Origin of the sequence: Pseudofrankia sp. DC12, assembly GCF_000966285.1 — a bacterium.
Taxonomy (GTDB): Bacteria; Actinomycetota; Actinomycetes; order Frankiales; family Frankiaceae; genus Pseudofrankia.
On the sequence record NZ_KQ031391.1, the window covers coordinates 2,155,157 to 2,178,375 of the forward strand.

The 23,219-nt window shown below is 71.7% G+C and carries 19 protein-coding genes and 2 tRNA genes; 10 read left to right on the top strand and 11 right to left on the bottom strand.

Going from position 1 to position 23,219, the window contains the following annotated elements:
- Positions 1–129: 129 nt before the first annotated feature.
- The 5 genes from FRADC12_RS08690 to FRADC12_RS08710 all read left to right on the top strand — a co-directional run bounded on the left by FRADC12_RS08690 (position 130) and on the right by FRADC12_RS08710 (position 5,457).
- The gene (locus FRADC12_RS08690; protein ID WP_045876280.1) at positions 130–978 is read left to right on the top strand and encodes a class I SAM-dependent methyltransferase; all 849 of its coding nucleotides are present in this window, start codon (positions 130–132) and stop codon (positions 976–978) included.
- 223 nt (positions 979–1,201) lie between these two features.
- Positions 1,202–2,518 carry a 3-phosphoshikimate 1-carboxyvinyltransferase gene (gene aroA, locus FRADC12_RS08695; RefSeq protein WP_045876281.1) on the top strand — a complete coding sequence of 439 codons (1,317 nt, stop codon included), beginning with the start codon at positions 1,202–1,204 and terminating at the stop codon, positions 2,516–2,518.
- Positions 2,519–2,583: 65 nt separating this feature from the next.
- Positions 2,584–3,666 (top strand): ribosome small subunit-dependent GTPase A, encoded by a 1,083-nt coding sequence (gene rsgA, locus FRADC12_RS08700; protein WP_045876282.1) that lies wholly within the window; start codon positions 2,584–2,586, stop codon positions 3,664–3,666.
- A gap of 185 nt (positions 3,667–3,851) precedes the next feature.
- Entirely contained in the window at positions 3,852–4,718 is an 867-nt protein-coding gene (hisN, locus tag FRADC12_RS08705) for a histidinol-phosphatase (protein ID WP_157488746.1), read from the top strand.
- A gap of 13 nt (positions 4,719–4,731) precedes the next feature.
- Positions 4,732–5,457, top strand: a complete 726-nt coding sequence (locus FRADC12_RS08710; protein WP_045876283.1) for a glycerophosphodiester phosphodiesterase — start codon at positions 4,732–4,734, stop codon at positions 5,455–5,457.
- 320 nt (positions 5,458–5,777) lie between these two features.
- Here the strand turns inward: FRADC12_RS08710 and FRADC12_RS08715 are convergent, their stop codons facing one another.
- From FRADC12_RS08715 to FRADC12_RS08725, 3 genes are all read right to left on the bottom strand, one after another.
- Positions 5,778–5,921 (bottom strand): hypothetical protein, encoded by a 144-nt coding sequence (locus FRADC12_RS08715; protein WP_232303682.1) that lies wholly within the window; start codon positions 5,919–5,921, stop codon positions 5,778–5,780.
- Positions 5,922–6,338: 417 nt separating this feature from the next.
- Complete coding sequence (locus FRADC12_RS08720; protein WP_045876285.1) at positions 6,339–7,580, bottom strand: alpha/beta fold hydrolase; 1,242 nt, start codon at positions 7,578–7,580, stop codon at positions 6,339–6,341.
- A gap of 123 nt (positions 7,581–7,703) precedes the next feature.
- Positions 7,704–9,134 carry a gamma-aminobutyraldehyde dehydrogenase gene (locus FRADC12_RS08725; RefSeq protein ID WP_045876286.1) on the bottom strand — a complete coding sequence of 477 codons (1,431 nt, stop codon included), beginning with the start codon at positions 9,132–9,134 and terminating at the stop codon, positions 7,704–7,706.
- A 442-nt stretch (positions 9,135–9,576) separates the two neighbouring features.
- Here FRADC12_RS08725 and FRADC12_RS08730 point away from each other — a divergent pair, with 442 nt between their 5' ends.
- Positions 9,577–10,953, top strand: a complete 1,377-nt coding sequence (locus FRADC12_RS08730; RefSeq protein ID WP_084010527.1) for an NAD(P)/FAD-dependent oxidoreductase — start codon at positions 9,577–9,579, stop codon at positions 10,951–10,953.
- A 42-nt stretch (positions 10,954–10,995) separates the two neighbouring features.
- Here FRADC12_RS08730 and FRADC12_RS08735 read toward each other — a convergent pair whose 3' ends face one another.
- Together FRADC12_RS08735 and FRADC12_RS08740 are read right to left on the bottom strand one after the other, a co-directional pair.
- Positions 10,996–11,274 carry a hypothetical protein gene (locus FRADC12_RS08735; protein ID WP_045876287.1) on the bottom strand — a complete coding sequence of 93 codons (279 nt, stop codon included), beginning with the start codon at positions 11,272–11,274 and terminating at the stop codon, positions 10,996–10,998.
- A 387-nt stretch (positions 11,275–11,661) separates the two neighbouring features.
- Positions 11,662–12,150 carry an Lrp/AsnC family transcriptional regulator gene (locus tag FRADC12_RS08740; RefSeq protein WP_045876288.1) on the bottom strand — a complete coding sequence of 163 codons (489 nt, stop codon included), beginning with the start codon at positions 12,148–12,150 and terminating at the stop codon, positions 11,662–11,664.
- Positions 12,151–12,389: 239 nt separating this feature from the next.
- Here FRADC12_RS08740 and FRADC12_RS08745 point away from each other — a divergent pair, with 239 nt between their 5' ends.
- Positions 12,390–13,808: an aminotransferase class III-fold pyridoxal phosphate-dependent enzyme gene (locus tag FRADC12_RS08745; protein ID WP_045876289.1), complete on the top strand. Its 1,419-nt coding sequence runs from the start codon at positions 12,390–12,392 to the stop codon at positions 13,806–13,808.
- Between the two features lie 144 nt (positions 13,809–13,952).
- Here FRADC12_RS08745 and FRADC12_RS08750 read toward each other — a convergent pair whose 3' ends face one another.
- The gene (locus FRADC12_RS08750) at positions 13,953–14,276 is read right to left on the bottom strand and encodes a DMT family transporter (protein WP_045876290.1); all 324 of its coding nucleotides are present in this window, start codon (positions 14,274–14,276) and stop codon (positions 13,953–13,955) included.
- A gap of 93 nt (positions 14,277–14,369) precedes the next feature.
- On the opposite strand from FRADC12_RS08750, the gene FRADC12_RS08755 reads away from it, so the two are divergent.
- Positions 14,370–14,969 (top strand): TetR/AcrR family transcriptional regulator, encoded by a 600-nt coding sequence (locus tag FRADC12_RS08755; protein WP_045879280.1) that lies wholly within the window; start codon positions 14,370–14,372, stop codon positions 14,967–14,969.
- 58 nt (positions 14,970–15,027) lie between these two features.
- Here FRADC12_RS08755 and FRADC12_RS08760 read toward each other — a convergent pair.
- Positions 15,028–15,104: transfer RNA gene (locus tag FRADC12_RS08760), tRNA-Met, on the bottom strand.
- A gap of 193 nt (positions 15,105–15,297) precedes the next feature.
- Here FRADC12_RS08760 and FRADC12_RS08765 point away from each other — a divergent pair.
- On the top strand, positions 15,298–17,295 hold the full coding sequence (locus FRADC12_RS08765; protein ID WP_045876291.1) for a primary-amine oxidase: 1,998 nt from the start codon (positions 15,298–15,300) through the stop codon (positions 17,293–17,295).
- A gap of 74 nt (positions 17,296–17,369) precedes the next feature.
- On the opposite strand, the gene FRADC12_RS08770 is transcribed toward FRADC12_RS08765, so the two are convergent.
- Together FRADC12_RS08770 and FRADC12_RS08775 are read right to left on the bottom strand one after the other, a co-directional pair.
- Positions 17,370–17,446, bottom strand: a tRNA-Met gene (locus FRADC12_RS08770).
- Positions 17,447–17,535: 89 nt separating this feature from the next.
- On the bottom strand, positions 17,536–20,538 hold the full coding sequence (locus FRADC12_RS08775) for a UPF0182 family membrane protein (protein WP_045876292.1): 3,003 nt from the start codon (positions 20,536–20,538) through the stop codon (positions 17,536–17,538).
- Between the two features lie 248 nt (positions 20,539–20,786).
- Here FRADC12_RS08775 and FRADC12_RS08780 point away from each other — a divergent pair, with 248 nt between their 5' ends.
- Complete coding sequence (locus FRADC12_RS08780; RefSeq protein WP_045879281.1) at positions 20,787–21,296, top strand: PPA1309 family protein; 510 nt, start codon at positions 20,787–20,789, stop codon at positions 21,294–21,296.
- Between the two features lie 147 nt (positions 21,297–21,443).
- On the opposite strand, the gene FRADC12_RS08785 is transcribed toward FRADC12_RS08780, so the two are convergent.
- On the bottom strand, positions 21,444–22,484 hold the full coding sequence (locus FRADC12_RS08785; protein WP_045876293.1) for a YlbL family protein: 1,041 nt from the start codon (positions 22,482–22,484) through the stop codon (positions 21,444–21,446).
- 85 nt (positions 22,485–22,569) lie between these two features.
- Entirely contained in the window at positions 22,570–23,142 is a 573-nt protein-coding gene (locus FRADC12_RS32095) for a hypothetical protein (RefSeq protein WP_045876294.1), read from the bottom strand.
- Between the last annotated feature and the right edge of the window lie 77 nt (positions 23,143–23,219).

Sequence of the window (23,219 nt, forward strand, 5' to 3'; positions counted from 1 at the left end):
AGCCGCTTCGCCGTGCGCGGTCCGGGCCGCCGGGACGCAGGTGATCGGAAGTCCGGGGGCGTCGGAGACTTCCGGCTCTAGTGTGTGACATGCCTCGCATCACAGCCCTTCGAAGGGTAGGAATGGTTCATGCTGTCTGGTCTCGGCGCTGAGCCGGAACTTGGTATCCCGGAGCGCCGCGCCGCCGCGCCCACGGTCGTCTGTGAGGCTCCCGCGGGCAGCGACGACCCCTACTGGTCGTTCTACGACGAGGTCGCCTCCGTGCAGCTGCGGGATTGGCTGCCGCCCGTGCCGTCCCGCGTCCTCGACGTGTCCGGTCAGCGAGACAGGTTCGCGCACCAGATGGCAGCCGTCGGTCACCGGGTGATCCGGGTCGTCGGCGACCCGAGGCAGCCCGCGCCGGCGCGGGCGCTCGCGGACGTCCGGCGATCGGCCGAGCATCCCGACTCCCAGCTGGCGCCGGGGGCGCTGCTGCGGGTGGCCGGCGACGCCCGCAGTCTCGACTGGTTCGCGCCCGGCTCGTTCGACGCCGTGCTCGCCGAGGGCCGAGCGCTGTCGTTCTGCCTAGCCACCGAGGCCACCCTTGAGGAGATCTACCGGCTGCTGCGCCCGGGCGGCCAGCTGCTGCTGTGCGTCGACTCGCTGCTGCTGGGGCTGGCCCGGCTGGCGGAACAGCACCGGTGGGCGGAGCTGTCGGACGTGCCGCGCGCGGACGTCGTACTGGTGCCGGCCGAGGACGGGACGATCACCCGGTGCTTCTGGCCGGAGGAGCTCAAGGCCGTGCTGACCAGCGCCGGCCTGGAGGTCGACTGGGTCCGGCCGCGCAGCGTGCTGTCCGCGGAGGCCGTCAAGCGCGCGCTGGCCGCGGACATGTCGTCGTTCCCGACCCTGGTCCGGACCGAGGTCGAACTCGCCGCTGAGCGCGAGGGCGAATCCATCGGTATCCACCTCATAGCCTCAGCACGCCGCCCCGGCTAGCCTCCCGACCGAATCCACCCAGATCCCGACTAGAAGACGCACCCCAACCAAGATCCCGCAGAGGCAGCGCGACCGACCCAAGATCCCGGCCCTGGACAAGCGCCCACCTCCGCATTTGTCCCCAACCGAGAATCACCCTGGCGAGGGCGCCCAAGCGCCCGAAGCAGGCGATCGGCCAGAGGCGCGGAGCGCCGTCTCTGGCCGATGCCGCAGGATAGGGGCTGTGACGACCGCGACCCGGACCCCCGCCGACCCCTGGCCGGCACCGACCGCTCGTGACCCCGTGCGGGCCGTGGTGGCGGTACCCGGCTCGAAGTCCGGGACGAACCGGGCCCTGGCCCTCGCCGCCGCGGCCGACGGCGTCTCGCGGCTGCGCGGGGCGCTGCGTTCGCGGGACACCCTGCTGATGGCCGGGGCGCTGCGCGCGCTCGGCGTCGGGATCGACCATGACGGGTCCGCGTGGGTGGTCCGCGGCGGACTGGGCCGCCGGGACGGGACGCCGGCCGCGGTCGACTGCGGCAACGCCGGCACCGTCGCCCGGTTCACCCCGGCGCTCGCCGCGCTGACCGACGGCGACGTGACATTCGACGGCGACCCGCGGATGAGGCAGCGCCCATTGACCCCGCTGCTCACTGCGCTGCGCGGCCTGGGTGCCGTCGTCGACGGCGACACCATGCCGCTGGTCGTGCACGGCCGCGGCGGGATCGCCGGCGGCGCGGTGACCGTCGACGCCTCGGACTCCAGCCAGCTGATCTCCGGCCTGCTGCTGGCCGCGCCCGGCTACGACGAGGGTGTCGAGGTCAGCCACGTCGGCGGCCGGCTGCCGTCCGGGCCGTACCTGGACATGACGGTCACCGACCTGCGCGCGGCCGGCGCGACCGTCGAGACCGAGCCGGGCGACCCCGCGGATCCGGCGGGCCGGCCGCCGACCTGGCGGGTCTCGCCCGGGCGGCTGCGGGCCTACGACCGCGCGATCGAGCCCGACCTCAACAGCGCGGCGCCGTTCCTCGCCGCGGCGGTCGCCACCGGCGGCGACGTGACGATCCCGGACTGGCCCACGGTCACCACCCAGCCGGGGCGGATGCTGCCCGGCCTGCTGGAGGCGATGGGCGCGCACGCGGAGCTGACCCCCCAGGGCCTGCGGGTACGCGGCGGGGCCGGGCTGCACGGGCTCGACGCCGACCTGGGCGACGTCGGCGAGGCCGCCCCGGTGCTGACCGCGCTCGCGGTGCTCGCCGACTCGCCGTCCCGGCTGCGGGGTATCGCGCACCTGCGGCTGCAGGAGACCGACCGGCTCGGGGCGCTCGCCGACCAGCTCGGCCGGCTCGGCGCGGACATCTCGGTCACCGAGGACGGTCTGGCGATCCGCCCGGCACCGCTGCGCGGCGCGCGGCTCGACCCGCTCGCCGACCACCGGCTGGCGATGACGTACGCGGTGGTCGGGCTCCGGGTACCCGGGATCACCGTCGACGACATCGCGACGACCGGGAAGACAGTGCCCGAGTTTCCGGCGATGTGGGCGGCGATGCTGGCTGCATGAGTGGCACACAGCGGTGACCGGCGAACGCGTCCCGGCCGGCGGGCGACCATGAGCGGCGAGCGGCGATGACCGGCGTCCGGCGCGACTCCGGGCGCCGCGAGCTGGACGAGGACGACGTCCGGGCTCGGCCTGGCAAGGGCTCCCGGCCACGCACCCGCGAACGGCCCCAGCACGCCGACGCGGTCGACGGCGTGGTGGTCGCGGTCGACCGCGGCCGCTACACGTGCCGGCGCACCGCCGCCGACGGTCGGGCCGTGCATCCGGGGGCCGGCCGGGCCGCGGACAAGCGGGCCCGCGCCTCCGTGGACGAGGCCGGTGCGCTGATCGCGGCGATCCGCGGCGGCGATGTGCGCCGGGTTCCCGTCGTGGTCGGCGACCGCGTCTCGCTGGTGGGCGACACGTCCGGACGACCGGGCGCGCTCGCCCGGATCGTGCGGCGGGCCGAGCGCACCAGCGTGCTGCGGCGCACCGCGGACGACACGGACCCGTCCGAGCGGCCCATCGTCGCGAACGCCGACCGGCTCGTCATCGTCGCCGCGCTCGCCGACCCGCCGCCGCGGACCGGGCTGATCGACCGGTGCCTGGTCGCCGCCTACGACGGCGGGCTGGAGCCGGTGCTGTGCCTGACCAAGGCCGACCTCGCCGGCGACGGCGCGCTGCGCGAGCTGTACCGGCCGCTGAGCGTGACGATCGTCACAAGCAGGCCGGACGTCGATCCCGCCGAGCTGCGCGAGCTGATCACCGGCCAGGTGAGCGTGATGTTCGGGCACAGCGGGGTCGGCAAGTCGACGTTGGTCAACCGGCTCGTCCCGGACGCGGCGCAGGAGATCGGCGCGGTCAACGCGGTCACCGGGCGCGGCCGGCACACCTCGTCGGCGGCGGTCGCGCTGCCGGTGCCGGGCGGCGGCTGGGTGGTGGACACCCCGGGGGTGCGCTCGTTCGGGCTGGGCGCGGTCAGCCCGGCCAGGGTGCTCGCCGCGTTCGAGGAGCTGGCCGAGGCCGCGATGGACTGCCCACCCGGATGCACGCACGCCGAGGGGCTGGCGGACTGCGGCCTCGACGAGGCGGTCCGCGCCGGGCGGGCGGACCCGGCCCGGCTGGCCAGCCTGCGGCGGCTGCTCGCCGCCCGCGGCGGCTCGCCGGCCTAGACCTGGCCGGTCGCGCACGGGGGTTCCAGCCAGGGACGGCCGAGGTCGCTACGGCCCAGCCGCCCCGGACCTCACCCGGTGGCCCGCCCGGGCGGCGCAGGCAGATCGGCGGGAGATCGGCGCCAAAGGCGTCCGCCCCGTCACAGAAGCCGTTTCGTGCGCGGGCTGGCCCGTAGGCTCTACGCGTGAAGCTGTCTGACACAGCGGCCGCCGTCTCCGCCGCCTCGACCGGCGCCGTGGGTGAGCCCACCGGCGAGAGCTGGCCGACCCCGGCGGACGATCTCGCTCTCGCGCTCAGCCTCGCCGACGCCGCCGACAAGATCACGCTGGCCCGCTTCCAGGCGGTGGACCTGCGGGTCGAGTCGAAGCCGGACAACACCCCCGTGTCGGACGCGGACACCGCGGTCGAGTCGATGATCCGCGAACGGCTGACGGCCGCCCGCCCGGCCGACGCCGTCCTCGGCGAGGAGGAGGGGCTCGCCGGCGCGGGCGACGCCAAGCGGCGCTGGATCCTCGACCCGGTCGACGGCACCAAGAACTTCGTCCGCGGCGTACCGGTCTGGGGCACCTTGATAGGGCTGGAGGTCGACGGCGAGATCGTCGCCGGCGTCGCGAGCGCCCCGGCGATGGGCCGGCGCTGGTGGGCCGCCAAGGGCGGGGGCGCGTTCACCCGTACCGCCACCGGCGACACCCGGGCGCTGCGGGTCTCTTCGGTCGCGCGGCTGGAGGACGCCTTCCTGTCCTTCGCGTCGATCGAGAGCTGGACCGAGCGCGACCGGCTGCCCGAGCTGCTGCACCTGGCCGCGCAGGTCTGGCGGAGCCGGGCCTACGGCGACTTCTGGTCGCACATGATGGTCGCCGAGGGCGCCGTCGACGTCGCCGCCGAGTCGGTCGTGTCGCTGTGGGACCTGGCGGCGCTCCAGATCATCGTCGAAGAGGCCGGCGGCCGGTTCACCGACCTGCGCGGGGTGCGCGGCGCCGGTCACGGCACGGTACTCAGCTCGAACGGCCTGCTGCACGACACCGCGCTCGTCTCGTTCAAGACCGAGTAACGGACAGCCGGCGGTGGCCATCGGGTTCGCGCATCGGGGAGCGCCGGCCTGGTACCAGCGGGAGAACACCCTGGCCGCGTTCGACCGGGCGCTGGCCCGCGGCGCCTCCGGGCTGGAGTCGGACGTCTGGCTCACCGCCGACGGCGTGCCCGTCCTGCACCACGACGAAGAGCTCGGGCCAGCCCGGATGCGGGCGAAGGTGCCGGAGCTGACGGCTGGGCGGCTGCCCGGCTGGCTGCCGACGCTGGCCGCCTTCTACCAGCGGTTGGGCACCGGCTTCGAGTTCAGCCTCGATGTGAAGACCCCGGCGGGCGAGACGGCCGACGCGGCGGTGGCCGCCGTGGTCGGGGTGGCCCGGGCGGCGGGCGGCGCGGGCGCGGTGCGGCGGCTGTGGATCTGCGGGCCACTGGGGTGCCTGCGGGCCTGGCGGGAGCTCGACCCGGATGTCCAACTGGTCAGCTCGACCTCGGTCCGCGAGATCCGCGCGAGTGGCGGGATCGGACCATATGCGCGTTCGCTGGTTGAAGCCGGGGCGAACGCGCTCAATCTTCGGTCACGGGACTGGGTCGCGCCGACCGCGGCGATGGCGGGTGTGGCCCACGATCACGGGCTGCTGGCGTTCGGCTGGGACGCCCAGCGGCCGGCGACCCTGCGCAGGCTGCTGGGCTACGGCCTAGACGCGGTCTACAGCGACCATGTCGACCGGTTGGTGGCGGCAACGGCCAACAGCTCGGCCTGATCGGGACCCGCCGAACGCCCGCGCACATTGCCGCCGGTGGATTGTCCGTCTACCGCCAGTCAGTATTAGGAACAACGACGAGCCGGCGGGTGGCATCCGGAATCATGCGTCGATCCCCGCGTGACATCAGGCCGCTACCGGGCGACGCAATTTTCATCGGCCTTCCGATCCCTGCGTCGTCGACGAAGCGGGCGCCGCGAACGGAAGCGCCCGATCATCCACCAGGAGGCTCGTCGGCTGGGCGCCGGACGGGTGCCCGAGAGGTCCCGTCGCCCGGGTGACGTTGGGCGTGGGCGACGGTCAGCCGAATCGGTGCACGGTCAGCCCTCGTCGACCACGGCGACTTTCAACATCTGCGCCGGAAAGCCGGTCCGCTGTGCGACGTTATCCACCGAGTAGCCCTGGCGTACCAGGTCACGAGCCTGGTCGAGAGTCCAGCCGCGGCCCGGGTCGAAGCGGGTCACCACAACCTCGCTCGAGTCACGACGTTCCTCGGGCCAGCTGAGACGTGCACGGCGTGCCAAGGATCGACCTCCGAATAGTTCCATCGGGGCGTCCGGGGGTCTCCCCCCAGGGCAGACATTGCGGGGCCGGTGGGCCAACGGCGAACAAGGTGACCCGACCGTGTCTGCAGCCGTCACCAACGAAGGTCGCATTCGCCGCGAACTGTTGTGCCACGAACTGGTGCCCGGCGAGCTGGTTCCCAACGACCGATGCGAGTGACCGACGCCGCTTGCTCTACGGTAGCGCTTCCTCGGGACCAAATGTGGAACATACCCGTGCCGCTTGTCACCACCCTGCCCGAGCTTCACGCGATCTTCTCCTGACGGCCGGCGCCACGGAAGATCACCAACCGTTCGTTCGGGATATCAGCGCGCACGTCAGCCGGCTTTGAATAGACGCCCGGTCCGGTCGGTTCGGCCGGCATCCCGCTCGACGCCGGCTGGCTGCTCGAGGTGGCCCGCGGGCTCGGCTCGGCCCGCGGGGCCCGGCTGACCTCCGGAATCGTCGGGCCGGGCCCTCGGCTCCGAGGCCGGCCGGGCGGCTTCCTCGGCCGGCGCGTCCGGCGGCAGGGCTCGCGACCGCAGCAGCGCGCGCCACTCCCGAACGGTATGGCCGCCCGGCCGCGTGGTCGCGAAGAAATCGGCAAGGACAGCCTGAAAACGGTCCGGGTCGGTGTGGTGCGGGAAATGACCGGCCTCCGGGAAGATCTCCAGTCGGCTGCCCGGCATCGCCTCGTGGGCAATCCGCGCGTGCTCGACCGGGATGACCGCGTCGTGCGCACCCCACATGATCAACGTCGGCATGCCCTCGGCGAGGTAACAGCGGTCCAGCATCGTGATCGCCTGGCCTCGCGCGTCCACGGCGGAACGCAGCGTTCGCAGGAACGCGGCCCGCGCCTGCCCGGTCGCGAGCCCGCCGAAGACCCGGGCCACCTCGTCCGAGTCGCGGCCGAGATCGGTGCCCAGCAGGCCGAGGGCACTGATCGCCCCGTGCCCGGCGAGCCGGGCCGCCGGTAGCCGCAGCAGCGAGAGCAGCGCCTCACCGCCGGGCGAGGCGGCCAGCCGCAGCAACGGGCTGACCTGCGGTCCCACCCCGCCGGTCCCGACCAGGACCAGCCGCTCACACCGCTCCGGGAACTGGTAGGCGAACTGCATCGCCACGCCGCCACCGAGCGAATGCCCCACCACCGTGACCCGCTCGATGCCGAGGACCGTCAACAGGTCCCGCATCCCGCAGGCGAACCCGCCGACCGAGTAGTCACCGCGCGGCTTGTCGGAAAGGCCGTGGCCCAACAGGTCAGGGGCGATGACCGTGTGCCGGTGGGCAAGTCCCGGGAGGACCGGGAGCCACGTCGCCGAGCTGTCCCCGATGCCGTGGATGAGCAGGACCGGGGAGCCGCGCCCGGCGCGCAGATAGGCCCGACGATGGCCGTGAACGGTCAGGAACCGGGGCGAAAGCCGGTCTTTGCGCCCCGCGGCGCCGGTCGCCTTGACGCCAGGCGCGCGGACCGCGGCGGCCTGGCGGCGACCGGCCTCGACAGCCCGGTCGCCACCCGCGCCCGCGACCGGCAGCGACGCCCCGCCCGCGCCAGTCGTCTCGTCCCCGTCGGCCGTCCGCATTGCGACCACTCGCCTTTCCCCCCGGGGTGGGGACGGGGGCGGCGCGAGGGATGACCCGCCGCGCCGCCCGTCGCCGGCCGCCTCGCGCCCGCGGGGCTCAGCCCATCAGGGCCACCGCGAGCCTCAGAACTCGAGATTGTGCATGACGTGCTTGATCCGCGTGTAGTCCTCGAGCCCGTAGATCGACAGATCTTTGCCGTATCCGCTCTTCTTGAAACCACCATGCGGCATCTCGGCCACGATCGGGATATGGGTGTTCACCCAGACCGCCCCGAAGTCGAGCCGCCGGACGACCCGCATCGCCCGGCCGTGGTCGGTCGTCCAGACGCTGGACGCCAGCCCGTACTCGACGCCGTTGGCCCACCGCACCGCCTCGTCCTCATCCGAGAACCGCTGCACGGTCACCACCGGGCCGAAGACCTCCGACTGGGCGAGCTCGTCGTCCTGCCGCAGGCCGGCGATGACCGTGGGGGGGTAGAAGTACCCGGGCCCGTCCAGCGCCACACCCCCCGTGACCACCTGGGCGTGTTCCGGCGTGCGGCTGACCATGCCGGACACGCGAGCCAACTGGTTGGCGTTGTTGAGCGGGCCGAACGCCGCGTCCTCGTCCGACGGCGGCCCGACCTTGGTGGCCCGGGCGGCGTCCCCGAGGGCCGCCACGAGGTCGTCGTAGATACCGGGCGCGGCAAGCACGCGGGTCGCCGCCGTGCAGTCCTGGCCCGCGTTGAAGTAGCCGGCGCCGGCGATGCCCTCGGCGACCTTCGCCGGGTCGACGTCGTCGAACACGACGACCGGCGCCTTGCCGCCGAGCTCCAGGTGGACCTTCTTCAGGTCGTCCGCGGCCGCCTTGGCGACCTCCATGCCGGCCCGGACGCTGCCGGTCACCGAGACCATCGCGGGCGTCGGGTGGGCCACCACGGCGCGGCCGGTGTCCCGGTCGCCACAGACGACGTTGAGCACGCCGGGCGGCAGGAACTCGGCCGCGATCTCGGCCAGCAGCAGGGTGCTCGCGGGGGTGGTGTCGGACGGCTTGAGCACCACCGCGTTGCCCGCCGCGATCGCGGGAGCGATCTTCCAGATCGCCATCATCAACGGGTAGTTCCACGGGGTGACCTGGCCGCAGACCCCGATCGGCTCGCGCCGCACGTAGCTCGTGTGGCCGTGCATGTACTCGCCGGCCGAGCGGCCCTCCAGCAGCCGGGCCGCGCCCGCGAAGAACCGGACCTGGTCGGCCGACGGCGGAATCTCCTCGCTGAGAGTGAGCCCGACCGGCTTGCCCGTGTTGCGCACCTCGGCCGCCACGAGGTCGTCGGCCCGCTCCTCGATCGCGTCGGCGAGCTTCAGCAGCGCCCTGGACCGCTCGCTGGGCGTCGCGTCCCGCCAGCCCTCGAACGCCGCCGCCGCGGCGGCCATGGCCTTGTCCACGTCCGCGGCGCCCGACAGCGGCGCCTCCGCGTACTTCTCGCCGGTCGACGGGTCGATGACCGGCATCGTCCGGCCGTCGGCCGTCGGCACATACTCGCCGCCGATGAAGTTGCTCAGAACCTCGCCCATCCGACCTCTCCAGTCCCCGACGTCCTGCTGACCACGCCTGTTGTGACACCCGCCGCGCTGTTCGTCACGACGGTCCCACGCCGGCCCGGCGGACCTGCCACATCCCGGTTCACGAAACACGCCCGACCTGCGCCAGACATACGGATGCCGTCTCCAAACCGGGGTAGTACGGTCGAAGTCGGCGGTCTAAGGCAGACTAGAGCACGGATACCGTGCTTGTGGAGGTATCTCACCGGAGGGATCTCCGGAGCCGCGCCCCGCCGGGCCGACGCGGAGCCGCCGGATGCCGGGCGCAGCGGAGCGCCGGCAGTGATCCGGCGGCGGCCCAGCCCTCGGGCGGGACGAGGCGACGACGAGAATCAGGCACAGATGACGCACCCCGTTCGGCGACAGGCTGGATGAGAGCCGGTGCGTGTATCGCTACGAAGGGTAGGCAGCCACCGTGGCTGACGCGAGCCGGTTCCTCCGCCGCACGGCCGGGCTGCTGCCCGGCCGCAAGACGCCGCCCTCGGCGGGCCTCGTGGCCTCGCTCTGGACCGACCAGCTCGCCACACCGGTGACCGCGCGCCCCGCGCTGGCGGGCACGGTCAGCGCGGACGTGTGCATCGTCGGCGCCGGCTTCACTGGGCTGTGGACGGCCTACCATCTTGCCGGGCTCGCGCCGGACAAGCGGATCGTGGTGGTCGAGCGCGAGGTCGCCGGGTTCGGCGCCTCCGGCCGCAACGGGGGCTGGTGCTCGGCGCTGTTCCCGGTCGCGTCGCTGGCCGAAGCGATGCGACCGGCGCTCGCGGCGACCATCGACGAGGTCGGCCTGACCACCGCCGCGGAGGGCATCGACTGCGACTTCGCCAAGGCAGGCTACCTGCGCCTGGCGACCACGCCGGCCCAGGCGGCCCGCCTGCGGACCGACGCCGGTGACGGCTGGCTGGACGCGTCTGCCGTCGCGGCCCGGGTGCGCGTCGCCGGCGCGCTCGGTGGCACCTTCGACCCGGACTGCGCAGCCTTGTCCCCGGCCAAGCTGGTCCGCGGCCTCGCCGAGGCGGCCGAGCGGCGCGGCGTCTCGATCTACGAGGAGTCCGCCGCGCGCCGGATCTCGGCCGGACGGGTCGACCTCGCGGGCGGCACGGTCCGCGCCGACGCGGTGATCCGCGCGACGGAGGCCTGGACGCCAGAGCTGCCCGGCTGCTCCCGCGAGATCGCCCCGCTCTACTCGCTGATCATCGCCACCGAGCCGCTGCCGGCCGCCGTCTGGGACGAGATCGGCTGGCGGGAGCGGTTCACCCTCAACGACAACCGGCATCTGATCATCTACGCCCAGCGCACCGCCGACGGGCGCATCGTGCTCGGGGGCCGGGGCGCGCCGTACCACCTCGGCTCCCGGATCAAGCCGGCCTACGACCGCGAGGACACCGTCTTCGAGCACCTGCGCCAGACGCTCGGCACGCTGTTCCCGGCCGCCGCGCGAGCCGAGATCACCCACCGCTGGGGCGGCCCGCTCGGCGTGCCGCGCGACTGGACCCCGACCGTGCGCTTCGACCCGACGACCGGTCTGGGCAGCGGCGGCGGCTACGTCGGCGACGGCGTCGCCGCGGCGGCGCTGGCCGGCCGGACCCTCGCCGAACTGATCGCCGGGCACGAGACTCCGAACACCAAGCTGCCCTGGGTCAACCGGACCCCGCGGCAGTGGGAGCCGGAGCCGCTGCGCTGGCTGGGCATCAACGCGGGCCGGATGGGCGCCGCCGCGACCGACGCACGCGAGAACCGCACGGGCCGCCCCTCCCACCTCGGCAAGGCGCTGGAGCTGCTCACCGGCCACTGAGCCAACTCGCCCCGACCGGGGAAGGCTGGGCGCAGGAGGGATCTAGTGGGACGGCCGGTTCCTCCAGCCATGGGCGGCACCGCCGCCGGGGCGGCCGTCGGCGGCCTCGGCGGCGGCCAGCAGGGCGCGCGCGAGCGCCGCGGCCTCGATCGGCGCCAGGTACGCGACGGCGAACGTGTCGAACATCGGCGACACCAGCCGAAGCAACACGATCGGCGCCTCCCCGGCGCCGGCCGGCGCTTCCGGCCTGACGGTGATCTCCGCACCGCCGACGTGGGTGACGAGTGTCCTGTCCGACGGGTCACGCTCGACCAGTGCCATGGGCCGTCCCATCCATCCCTGGGCGAGCCAGGCCTGGTCCGGCCGCCCTACCCCAGTCGGACTCCCAAGCCGATCCACTGGTTGTGCATCAGTTGTTTCACGTGAACCTTTTCCCGATGCGTCCCCAAATCGAGGCCCTGACCCGCGACCGAAACGGCGATCCAGCCACCAGCAGATCCGACGCAACCAGACGCCCTGGACCAGGCCCGCCAACGCGACCAAAGAACCCGACCTCCGCTGGAGGCCGACCACGAACATCCACGCCAGCTGGCAACAAACGTGGGAGGGCGCTCAGCGCCCGACTGGCGACTGGTGGCCGGACACCCCACGGCGTCCGGCCACCAGTCGCCACCGGCGTCCGCTAGGCCGGCGCCCTCCGGGCGTCGGCTAGCGGACGCCCCAGGTGTAGGTCTGCTTGACCAGGCGCAGATAGACGAAGGTCTCCGTCTCGCGAACCTGCGGGAGCGCGCGAATGTGGTCGTTGACCAGCGAGATCAGGTGTTCGTCGTCCTCGGCGACGATCTCCAGCAACAGGTCGAACGACCCAGCCGTGATGACGACGTAGTCGACCTCCGGCAGCACGGCCAGCGCGTCGGCGACCACCCGGGTGTCGCCCGTCACGCGGACGCCGATCATCGCCTGGCGCTTGAACCCGACCCGCAACGGGTCGGTCACCGCGACGATCTGCATGATGCCGGCGTCCAGGAGGCGCTGCACCCGCTGGCGGACCGCGGCCTCGGACAGTCCCACCGCCGCGGCCATCGCGGCGTACGACCGCCGGCCATCCTGCTGGAGCTGTTCGATGATCGCCTTGTTGACGTCGTCCAGCAGCGGTTCGGCCAACGCGCGGCCACCTGGCGCCTTGCGTGTCTGCACCGGGTTCCTCCTCGCCCGCGCGTCCGGCCGCCGGCCGGCCCCGCACTGTGGCCATCGGAGTCGGTACGTCCTGGGACGGTGACCCACGGCGCGATGGCGGTTGCAATCGTATGACCTTGCCGTGACCGCCACGATGCGGCAGTCATATCGGGTAGTTCCTGCGGATTCCCTCGTAGAGCCGTCCGATCGGCTACGCTTTCAGCGTTGAGACTGCTCAACGCGGGTCTTGGAGGGCTACCGTGACCACGGCTGAAACGACCACGGCTGCAACCGAATCCACGACGGTCGAGGCGGCGGCGCCCGCCGGGAGGATCGCCAGGCTGGCCGAGCAGGAGGAGGCACGGCTGGCCGCGGCCACGCCCGGCTCCGGCGCGCTGCACGAGCGCGCGATGCGCACGATGACGGGCGGGGTGCCGTCGTCCTACCAGTCGCGCGACCCGTGGCCGATCTACCTCACCCACGGGAAGGGCGCCCGAGTCTGGGACGTCGACGGCAACGAGTACTCCGACTTCCACAACGGCTTCGGCTCGATGGTGCAGGGCCACGCGCACCCGGCGATCATCCGGGCCGTTACCGAGCGCGTCGGCCTGGGCACCCATTTCGCGATGCCGACCGAGGACTCGGTCATCGTCAGCGAGGAGCTGGCCCGACGGTTCGGGCTGCCGCAGTGGCGCTACGTCAACTCGGGCTCCGAGGCGACGATGGACGCGATCCGGATCGCGCGCGGTGTGACCGGCCAGGAGACCATCGTCAAGATCTTCGGCTCGTACCACGGCCACCACGACTACGTGATGGTCTCGATCGGCGCGCCGTACTCGGACATCGGCCCGGCCGACAACATGAACTCGCTCGGCTACGGCGCCGGCATCCCCCAGGCGGTCATCGACCTCACCATCCCGGTGCCGTTCAACGACGCACCGGCGATGGAGGCCCGGATCGAGCGGCTGATCGCCGAAGGCCGCAAGCCAGCCTGCGTGATCATGGAAGCCGCCATGATGAACCTCGGCGTGATCCTGCCCGAGCCCGGGTACCTGGAGGCGGTCCGGGAGATCACCCGCCGGCACGGCATCGTCCTGATCTTCGACGAGGTGAAGACCGGCCTGTGTGTGGCGGCCGGCGGCGCGACCGAGCGGTTCGGCGTCACCCCGGACATGGTGACGCTGGCCAAGGCGCTCGGCGGCGGTCTGCCGTCCGGCGCGATCGGGGCCACCGACGAGATCATGGAAGTGGTCGCCTCCGACAAGGTCAAGCAGGTCGGCACCTACAACGGCAACCCGCTGTCGATGGCGGCGGCCCGCGCCAGCCTGACCGAGGTGCTCACCCCCGAGGCCTATGTCCACCTGGACCGGCTCAACGACCGTCTGATCGCCGGCTGCGACGAGATCCTGGGCCGCTACGGCATCGCGGGCTACACGGTCGGCATCTCGTCCAAGGGCTGCGTGCACTTCACGGACGCCCCGATCCGGGACTACACCTCGTTCATGGAGCACCAGAACGCGGAGCTGCCCGAGCTCGCCTGGCTGTACAACGCCAACCGGGGCGTCCTCATGGCCCCCGGCCGCGAGGAGGAGTGGACTCTCTCCGTCCAGCACACCGACGCCGACGTCGACCGCTACCTCGAAAGCCTCGACGCCATGGCCAAGGACCTGACCAGCTGAGGCGGACCGGGCAGAGACGGCGCTCCGCGCCTCTGCCCGGTCCGCCGGCTCGGGCGCTGGACGCCCTCACCAACGTGAACCGGGCCAGGGGAAAAATGCGGAGGGCGACGCTTCTCCAGGGCCAGGACCTGGGTTACGTCCCGCCTATCCGGCTACCAGGTTCAGGCCGATCACGCCGGCGATGATCAGGGCAAGCGAGATCGTCTTGATCCAGCTCATCGACTCGCCGAGGAAGAACACGCCGACCACGGCCACAGCCGCGGTGCCGACCCCCGCCCAGATCGCGTAGGTCACGGACACCGACAGGGTTCGGACCACCCGGGCAAGCAGCCAGATCGACAGGCCGTAGCCGACCAGCACGACGGCGGACCACAACGGGTCCTTGAAGCCTTCCGCGCGCGGGAGCAGCGCGGTGGCCGTGACCTCGCTGCCAATCGCCGCGATGAGCAGGGCAAAGGCTGCGTACATGACGTTCCTCCGAACGTAGCGATCGCTACAAGTGTAGCGTAGCGGTCGCTACGTTCAGAGTCGCGGATGCGACACGCCTACGATGTGGGCCTCATGGGGCGACGAGAGGACCTGCTCGACCAGGTCACCGACCATGTCTTCGAGCATGGCCTCATCGGTCTGACGCTGCGCCCGGTCGCCGCGGCGATCGGCACCAGCGACCGGATGCTCATCTACCACTTCGGCAGCCGCGATGAGCTCGTCGCGGCCGTCGTCACCCGCGCGGAGGACCGGGCGATCGACGCCGTCGACGCGCTTCCCGGTGTCACCGGCGTACGCCAGGGGGTCAACGCCCTGTGGGCGGCCCTACAGACCGACCCACTCCACCGCTGCACGGACATCTACGTGCAGGCGGCGGCGACCGGGCTGATCGGTCAGGAACGCTTCGCCGCCATCGTCTGCGAGGCGAACGACCGATGGGTGCGGGCCCTGGAGGACTACCTGGTCCGTTGTGGAGCACCCCCGGAGCGGGTCGCCCGGGTCGTCCGGCTCGTCGACTCCAGCCTGTACGGATTCCACCTCGACCTGAGCACCGACCGGGCCGATGAGCTTGCCATGGGCGTCGACGACCTCGCGGCCGCCGCCCAGGCGATTGCCGCCGGCCGTGACCTGACGGCCCTCGGCCGCCCGGAGGCGACGACGTCCGTCGGCTAGAAGACTCCACAAATGACCAAAGGCGCCCGCCTCAACGAGACGAACGCCTTTGATCAGATGGTAGCGGGGACAGGATTTGAACCTGTGACCTCTGGGTTATGAGCCCAGCGAGCTACCGAGCTGCTCCACCCCGCGTCGGTGTTGACGTCACTCTACCCGATGAATCAGGGTGCCAACCTTGATCGCCACCCGGGACTTCTGGCGACGCCGGCCTCGGTCCCGGGCGCGCGGCGGCCATACCTGTTTTCCCTGGTTGAAACGCGACGAGCGCGGCGGGCAAACAGGCGTGTCCTAGCGTGGGCCACCCCGCCCCGAAGGGACCGACCTCATGACCAGCGCAGACACGGTCGCGATCTCAGGCCATCCCCTGGAGCCACTCGACGCCGACGAGGTGGCCGCGGCCGCCGCGATCCTGACGGCGTCCGAGGTCTTCGTCGAAGGCTCCCGCTTCGTCTACGTCGAGCTGGCCGAGCCGCCGAAGGCGGACGTCGTCGCCTGGGTGCCCGCAGCCCCGTGGGACCGGCAGGTCGCGATCCTGCTGCGCAATCCGAAGACGCGCAGCACCTACGAGGCGGTCGTCTCGCTCACCCGGGGCCTGGTCGTCTCGTGGCGGGTCGCCGAGGGCCTGCAGGCTCCGACCACGCAGGCGGAGTTCATGGTGTGCGAGGAGATCGTGCGCGCCGACCCGCGCTGGCAGGCGGCCATGCGCAGGCGCGGGGTCAGCGACTTCAGCCTCTGCATGGTCGACCCGTGGGCCGCCGGCCACACCGGCCCCGAGGACGATCCCGCGCTACGCCGGATCCTGCGCCCGCTCACGTTCGTACGCAGCTCGCCGCGTGACAACGGGTACGCCCGGCCGGTCGAAGGCCTGATCGCGGTCGTGGACCTCGACACCATGGAGGTCATCGACGTCATCGACCACGGCGTCGTCCCGCTGCCCCCGCTCGGCGGCAACTACGAGCCCGACCTCCTCGTCGAGCCGGGCAACGTCACGGGCTTCACCCAGCTGCGCGAGCCGCTGCGGCCGATCGTGATCACGCAGCCGGACGGGCCGAGCTTCACCGTCACCGGGCACCACGTCGCCTGGGCGAACTGGCGGCTGCGGATCGGGTTCACCCCGCGCGAGGGCCTGGTGCTGCACGACGTCGGCTACGTCGACGCCGGGGTCACCCGCCCGGTCCTCTACCGGGCCTCGGTCGCCGAGATGTATGTGCCGTACGGCGACCCGGCACCGACGCACTGGAACAAGAACGTCTTCGACATGGGCGAGTACGGCCTGGGCTGGCTGGCCAACTCGCTCACCCTCGGCTGCGACTGCCTCGGCGAGATCTTCTACTTCGACGGCGTCGTCAACGACCAGGACGGCGAGCCGACGACGATCCCCAACGCGATCTGCATGCACGAGGAGGACGCCTCCGTCGGCTGGAAGCACACCGACTTCCGCACCCTGCGCGGCGAGGTGCGCCGCAACCGCCGGCTGGTCATCTCGTTCTTCGCCACCGTGGGGAACTACGAGTACGGCTTCTACTGGAACCTCTACCTCGACGGCTCTATCGAGCTGGAGATCAAGCTCACGGGCGTCCTGTCGACCGGTGCCTGCGAGCTGCCCTCGGACCCGGAGTACGGCACCCTGATCGCGCCGGGGCTCTACGCGCCCAACCACGAGCACTACTTCAGCATCCGGCTGGACATGCGCGTCGACGGCGACCGGAACAGCGTCTTCGAGGTCGACTCCTGCTCGGCCGGCCCGATGGGCCCCGCGAACCCGCACGGGAACGCCTGGCGGACGGTCCGGACCGCGATCACGTCGGAGGCGGCGGGCGGGCGGGACGGCAACCCACTGAACGGGCGCTCGTGGCTGATCACCAGCGCCGACCGGACCTCCCGGCTGGGCGCCCCGACGGCGTACAAGCTGGAGCCCGGTGCGTACACGGCGCCGCTGTGGGTCGACGGCTCCCAGCAGTCGAGGCGCGGCGGCTTCGCCACCAAGCAGCTGTGGGTCACCGCCTACGACCCGGCCCAGCGGTACGCCGCCGGCGACTACGTCGCCCAGAACGTCAGCGGCGACGGCGTGAGCCGATATGTCGAGGCCGACCGGCCGCTGACCGACGCCGACGTCGTGCTCTGGTACACGGCCGGCGCTCACCACGTCGTACGGCCGGAGGACTGGCCGGTCATGCCGGTGACCAGGGTCGGCTTTCATCTGAAGCCGTTCGGCTTCTTCGACGGCAACCCGATGCTCGACCTCCCGCCGGAGAAGCCGGTCTGCCACACCGCCGGCACCGGCTGCTCCCACTGCGCCGAGGGACTGTGCACCTGCCACTGATGAGCGGCACCGCGGCAATTCAGAACGCGGAAATGCGAATGGCCGGTTCCAGAAGGAACCGGCCATTCGCCATGTGGTAGCGGGGACAGGATTTGAACCTGTGACCTCTGGGTTATGAGCCCAGCGAGCTACCGAGCTGCTCCACCCCGCGTCGTTAAGGACACCGTATCAGACGCGGTTGGGGAGCTGTCAAAACGCGGGCGGTGAGCTGGCCGTTACGTGGACGTCACCTGACGAGGGCTAGCCCGACGGGCCGGTCGTGGGGCTGGCCCTGGGACTGGCCGTAGGGCTGGCGGTGGCGGACGGGGGCGCCGCACTGGGGCTGGGCGTGCCGGAGCCGCTCAGCGCCGACATGCTGGCGAGGGCCTTGGCCAGGTCGCTCTGCGCGGCCCCGAAGGCGGTCCAGTCCGGCGGGTTCTTGGCGAGAGCCTGCTGGCCGGCCTTGGTGGCCGCCTGCGCGGCCCCAATCGCGGCCACGAGGTCAGGGCTCAGGGTCGTCCCCGGCGCGGGGGTGAGCGACGGGTTCGGGGTCGCGGAGCCGGCTGGCGGCTGCGTCGACGTGCCAGTCGTATCGACCCCCGCGGCGCCGGTCCCGCTGCCGGCGCCGGCCGCCGGTTTACCCGCGCCCGGGCCGAACACGGTGTCCAGCGCCTGTTCCAGCGAGTCCTCCAACGCGATGTTGTCGCCGAAGGCGACGGCGACCCCCTGCAGCGTCGGGTACCCGGCCGACCCTCTGGCCTGCACGTAGTACGGCTCGATGTACACCAGTCCGCCGGCGACCGGCAGGGTCAGCAGGTTTCCCTCGATCGTCTGGATCGTGGTGTTCGACAGGCCACCGCGCCAGAGCGTGAGCTTCGAGGCGGCCTCACTGTTCGTCTCGATCTGGTTCTGCATCTGCGCCGGGCCGCTGATCGTCACGCCTTGGGGCAGTCGCAGCACCGTGAACTTGCCGTAGTCGCCAGGGTCGCTGGAGACGGCGACGTACGCGGCGAGCTTCGAGGATCTTCGCGAGATCAGCGGGGAGGTCAGGTTGAACGACGGCGTCTTGTGGTCAGGGAGCTGGCTGTAGACGTAGAACGGCGGCTGGTCGGTGTTCTGGTCGTCCGGAGCGGGCGAGACGTCCCAGAAGTCCTCCTGCGAGTAGAAGGCCCGCGGGTCGGTCACGTGGTAGTCGGCGAGCACGTCGCGCTGGGCCTTGAACAGGTCCTCTGGATAACGGAAATGCGCCCGCAGCTCGGCCGGAATGTCCTTGGCCGGCTTGACCGTGCCGGGGAACGCCCGCATCCAGGTCTTCAGTACGGGATCGGACTCGTCGAACGCGTAGAGGGTGACCGTTCCGTCATACGCGTCGACGGTCGCCTTCACCGAGTTGCGGATGTAGTTGACGTCGCCCGTGCCCTGCTTCGCGCGGTTCTGCCCACTGACCGCGTCGGCGGTGACCTGGCCGAGCGCGTTGCGCTCGGAGTACGGGTAGCCGTCGGAGGTGGTGTACCCGTCGAGGATCCAGGTGATCCGCCCGTTGACCACCGCCGGGTACGGGTCCCCGTCGAGGGTGAGCCACGGCGCGACCTTCGCGACCCGGTCCCGCGGGTTGCGTTCGTACAGGATCCGCGACTGGGCGGTGATGTCCGAGGAGAACAGGATGTTCTTCTCGCCGAACCGCGCCGCGAAGACCGCCCGGTCGAACCACGAGCCGATCGACACCCCACCGTCGCCCGTGTAGCTGGTGGTCGTCGTGCTGCCCTGCGCGGCGCCAGGCCCGTCGATCTCCTGCTGCTTCGTGCCGACGATCGAGTAGTCCGGTGACATCTCGCCGAAGTAGACCCGGTTCTCGGTGATGTCGAACGGGCTGGTCTGCGGCAGGTCTCCGACCTGGAAGTCCGGCTTGCCGCCCTCGACCTTGTTGGCCGGGGCCGCGACGAAACCCTTGCCGTGGGTGTACGTGAGGTGCTCGTTGATCCAGTTCTTCTGCGACGGAGCCAGCCCGCTCTGGTCCAGCTCGCGCACCGAGACGACGTAGTCCCGGGTGGTGGAGCCGACCGTGTACCGGTCGATGTCGAGGGTGTCCGGGAAGCCGTAGTAGCCCTTGAACTGCTGGAGCTGCTTGAACGTCTTGGACAGCTTGTTCGGGTCGAGCAGCCGCACGTTGGAGACCGTGCCCGGGTCGCTCGCGACGGCCGTCGCGGTCAGCTTGGTCGCCACCGGGTAGTTCTGCGGCATGACGCTGGAGATGCCGTAGGCGTCCCTGGTCGCGGCGATGTTGCGCGCGATGTAGGGCGCCTCCCGCGACGCCTCGTTCGGCTTCACCTGGAGCTGCTGGACGATCGCCGGATAGATGCCGCCGATCACCACCGCGGACAGCACCAGGATGCCGGCGCCGAGCAGGGGCAGCGTCCAGCCGCGCTGGAAGATGTTGTAGATGAACAGCCCGGCGCAGGCCAGCGAGATGAACAGCAGGATCAGCTTGGCGGGCAGCACCGCGTGCACGTCGGTGTAGCCGGCGCCAGTGGAGACGACACCGCGCGAGGAGAAGACCAGCCCGAACCGGTCCAGGTAGTACGCCCACGCCTTGAGCAGCGCGAGCAGGCCCAGCAGGACGGACAGGTGCGCCTTCGCCGCCGGGCTGACCCGTTCGGTCTCGATACGCACGTCGCCGTGCCGCGGCGACTGGATCCGGATGCCGCCGAACAGGTAGTGGGTGATCGTCGTGACCAGCAGCGAGAGCACCACGGCCGAAAGCAGGAATCCGAGCAGGAACCGCTGGAACGGATATGTGAAGGCGTAGTAGCTGACGTCCCGGTGGAACTGCGGGTCGCTGACGCCGAACTTCTGCCCGTTGACCCACTGCAGCCAGGTCCGCCACCGGCCAGACGCCGAGAGGCCCGCGGCCAGGCCGAACAGCGCGGCCACCCCGAGCAGCACGGCGACCAGGTGCGGCTCCAGGGCCGACCGGTAGCGCTCGAGGTTCTGCTGCTCCACCGAGAGGGGGCGCAGCGGGGGGCGCAGCCGGTACGCCAGCACCAGGTTCGTGCCGATCACGACGGCCATCACCAGGCCGAACAGCACGAACAACAGCACCCGGGTCCACAGGACGGTGGTGAAGACCTTGCTGAAGTTCACCGACCGGTAGAACAACAGATCCGTGTAGACGGGGGTGAGCAGAACGAACAGGATCACCAGCACCAGCAGGACGAGCAGCGGCACGATCACGCGAAGGCGCGCCACGATCAGCCGACGGGCCATTCCCCCCGGCGCCGAAGCTCCTCGCGCGGACGGCTCTGCTGCCACGTGCATCCTCCGTGCGGCTGTGGGCTCTCGGCGGGCTTTCGCCCACTGTGCCCCCGTGCGTTCGGTGATCCCATGTGTCCGGGCCGGCGCACGCCTCACCCGGGTGTCTACGGGCGGTGCGGCTTTGACCCTCTAAGGGCAACCTACGCCAGCAGCCGGGGCGCCCGGTGAGGCGTCTGGGGCGATCGGAGAGGATGGGCCTCGTGACGAGCCCCAGACTCCCGGAGCTGACCGAGGTCGTGCTCGAGCTCGAGGAATATGTCGCCGCGGCCGGCTGGAACCAGCCCCGCCGGCTCTACGCGCTCGCGCACACCACGGACCTGCTGGCCTATGACCCGAGCCTGTCCGAGCATCTGGGCGACGCGGCATCCCGGCCGCTGACCCCGATCGAGCAGGAGGACCTGCCCGAGGGGCCGCTGGAGCAGGTGCTGTCGACGATCGGCTGGCCGGCCGAGGTCGAGGGCTGCGTGCTCGTCACGGAGCTGGTGCTGCTGCCGCCGAGCGCCGAGGAGGAGATCCCGTACGAGGACTACGAGATCGACGTCTGGGCGACCACGCATCCCGAGCGCCAGGACGTCCGGGTCGCCGTCGCGGTGACCCGCTCGGGTGCCTACTCGTCCTGCCTGCGCCGCCGGGTCGACGACACCGAGGTGGTCGTCGACCCCGACGTCGCCGACGCCCTCGTCGACGGCCTGTTCGCCACGTTCCTTTGATACGGAACGCACCACAGCTTCCGACCCTGGACAGGCGCCCGCTTCAGCGTCGTCCCCCGGCCGCGAACCACATCGGGGAGGGCGCTTAGCGCCCGAGCCAGGCGGAGCGGCCGCAGGCGCGCAAGCGCCGGTTTCCGGCCGATCGCCTCAGCAGGCAGGGATCGATGCCTGCTGGGGGGTGCCGAGCTTCTTGAGGGCGTCGAGGGCGCTGGCCAGGGTGTCGACCTTGATCAGGGTGAGGCCGTGCGGGGCCATCCGCCTGGCGTCGGCGCAGTTGCCGGACGGGACCAGGAACACCGAGGCGCCGGAGCCGCGGGCGCCGAGGATCTTCTGCTGGATGCCGCCGATCGGGCCGACCTCGCCGGTCTGGTCGATCGTGCCGGTACCGGCGATGACCCGGCCGCCGGTGAGCTGACCGGGGGTCAGCTTGTCCACAATGCCCAGGGCGAACATCAGCCCGGCGCTCGGCCCGCCGACGTCCGAGAGCCGAATCCGGACCGTGAACGGGTACAGCTGCCGCTCGGTCGTCGTGATGCCGATGATCGGGCGGTTCCCGTCGTCCGGCGACGGCTTGGTCGTGACGGCGGCGAGCGCGGTCGCGCCGGAGCCGCGCTGATAGCCGATCTTCACGTCCTCGCCCGGTTTGACCTTGGCGATCTGGGCCTTCAGCTCGTCCTGCGAGTGCACCGCCACCCCGTCGACCTCGGTGATCACGTCGCCCGAGTTGAGCTTGCCGGCCGCCGGTGACCCGGACGGGACCGCGTAGACGACGACGGCGGTACCGGTCGGCTTGATCCCGAGCTGGGTGAGCGCGGCGACGGTGGCCTCGGTCTGCGAGTCCAGCATCGCCTGGGTGTTCTCCTGCTGGATCTCCTCCTGGCTGGTGCCGGGCGGCTCGATCAGCTCCCGAGGGACCACCGCGCGGTCGTCGTCGAGCCAGTCCTCCAGCGCGCCGAGCAGGTTCAGCCGGGGCGTCTCCTCGACAGTGGTCAGCTCGAGCCGGCCACTCGTCGGGTAGGTCGCGCGGCCCTCCACGTCGATCAACGACACGCCCTTGACGCTACCGAGGGTGTCGGTGACGGGCCCGGGCGCGAGCGTCACGAAGGGCACCGGAAGCCACAGCCCCGCGATGCCCAGCACCAGCGCCAGCACGGCCGCGACGAGCAGGGTCTGAGTCCGGCGCGCCATGCCCCGCATCCTATGTACGGCACCGGCTCGCGACCGATTCCGGTCGCTTCTCGGCATACCAGTGCCCGCGCGGTGGCTCCCGGGTTCAGCCGCTGTCGGCGGGAGCCTCGGCCGCGGCCGAGACCTCGCGGCCAATGGGGGCCGGACGCTCGGGCTCGTCGATGACCGTGGTGTCGGCGACCGCCCGGGTGGCCGGAATGACCGCGTCCGGCTGCGTGACCGGGGATGCCGGCGGCTGGGCCGCGGCTCGCGGGGCGTCCCGGTCCCCCGGGTAGACCGGGTCGCGGTCCGCCGAGAGGTCGGCGCCCAGAGTCTCGACCGGCCGGGTCTGCGCTCGTCCGGCCGGCTGTCCTGGCTGTCCCGGCTGTGTCGGGGACCGGCGAAGCCCACGCAGGACGTCCGGTACCCGCAGATGCCTGCTCTCCGAGTCGTCGCCGACGGCTGGCGCCTCACCCGCGTCTACCGGCGTACCGGCGTCTACCGGCGTACCGGCGTCGACCGGCGTACCGGGTGTGACGACCGGGCGCTCCAGGGCCGTGACCATCCGGCGGTAACGCTCGATCGTCGCGGCTTCCCGGGCACGCCTCGGGTGGCCGCGCAGCGCGCCCCACAGCAGCGCCACCAGCAACGTCACGACCGGTATGAGCAACACCCACATGGCGGCCTCGCCATCGATCCGGGAGTAGGAAAGACGGGGATCTCTGTCCTAGCCCCACCTGCATCCTAAGTGCCCCG

Coding starts and splice junctions, on each gene's coding strand:
- FRADC12_RS08690 (WP_045876280.1), top strand. CDS start 130: ATGCTGTCTGGTCTCGGCGCTGAGCCGGAACTTGGTATCCCGGAGCGC.
- rsgA (WP_045876282.1), top strand. CDS start 2,584: ATGACCGGCGTCCGGCGCGACTCCGGGCGCCGCGAGCTGGACGAGGAC.
- FRADC12_RS08720 (WP_045876285.1), bottom strand. CDS start 7,580: ATGCGGACGGCCGACGGGGACGAGACGACTGGCGCGGGCGGGGCGTCG.
- FRADC12_RS08725 (WP_045876286.1), bottom strand. CDS start 9,134: ATGGGCGAGGTTCTGAGCAACTTCATCGGCGGCGAGTATGTGCCGACG.
- FRADC12_RS08735 (WP_045876287.1), bottom strand. CDS start 11,274: ATGGCACTGGTCGAGCGTGACCCGTCGGACAGGACACTCGTCACCCAC.
- FRADC12_RS08750 (WP_045876290.1), bottom strand. CDS start 14,276: ATGTACGCAGCCTTTGCCCTGCTCATCGCGGCGATTGGCAGCGAGGTC.
- FRADC12_RS08755 (WP_045879280.1), top strand. CDS start 14,370: ATGGGGCGACGAGAGGACCTGCTCGACCAGGTCACCGACCATGTCTTC.
- FRADC12_RS08765 (WP_045876291.1), top strand. CDS start 15,298: ATGACCAGCGCAGACACGGTCGCGATCTCAGGCCATCCCCTGGAGCCA.
- FRADC12_RS08775 (WP_045876292.1), bottom strand. CDS start 20,538: ATGGCCCGTCGGCTGATCGTGGCGCGCCTTCGCGTGATCGTGCCGCTG.
- FRADC12_RS08785 (WP_045876293.1), bottom strand. CDS start 22,484: ATGGCGCGCCGGACTCAGACCCTGCTCGTCGCGGCCGTGCTGGCGCTG.
- FRADC12_RS32095 (WP_045876294.1), bottom strand. CDS start 23,142: ATGTGGGTGTTGCTCATACCGGTCGTGACGTTGCTGGTGGCGCTGCTG.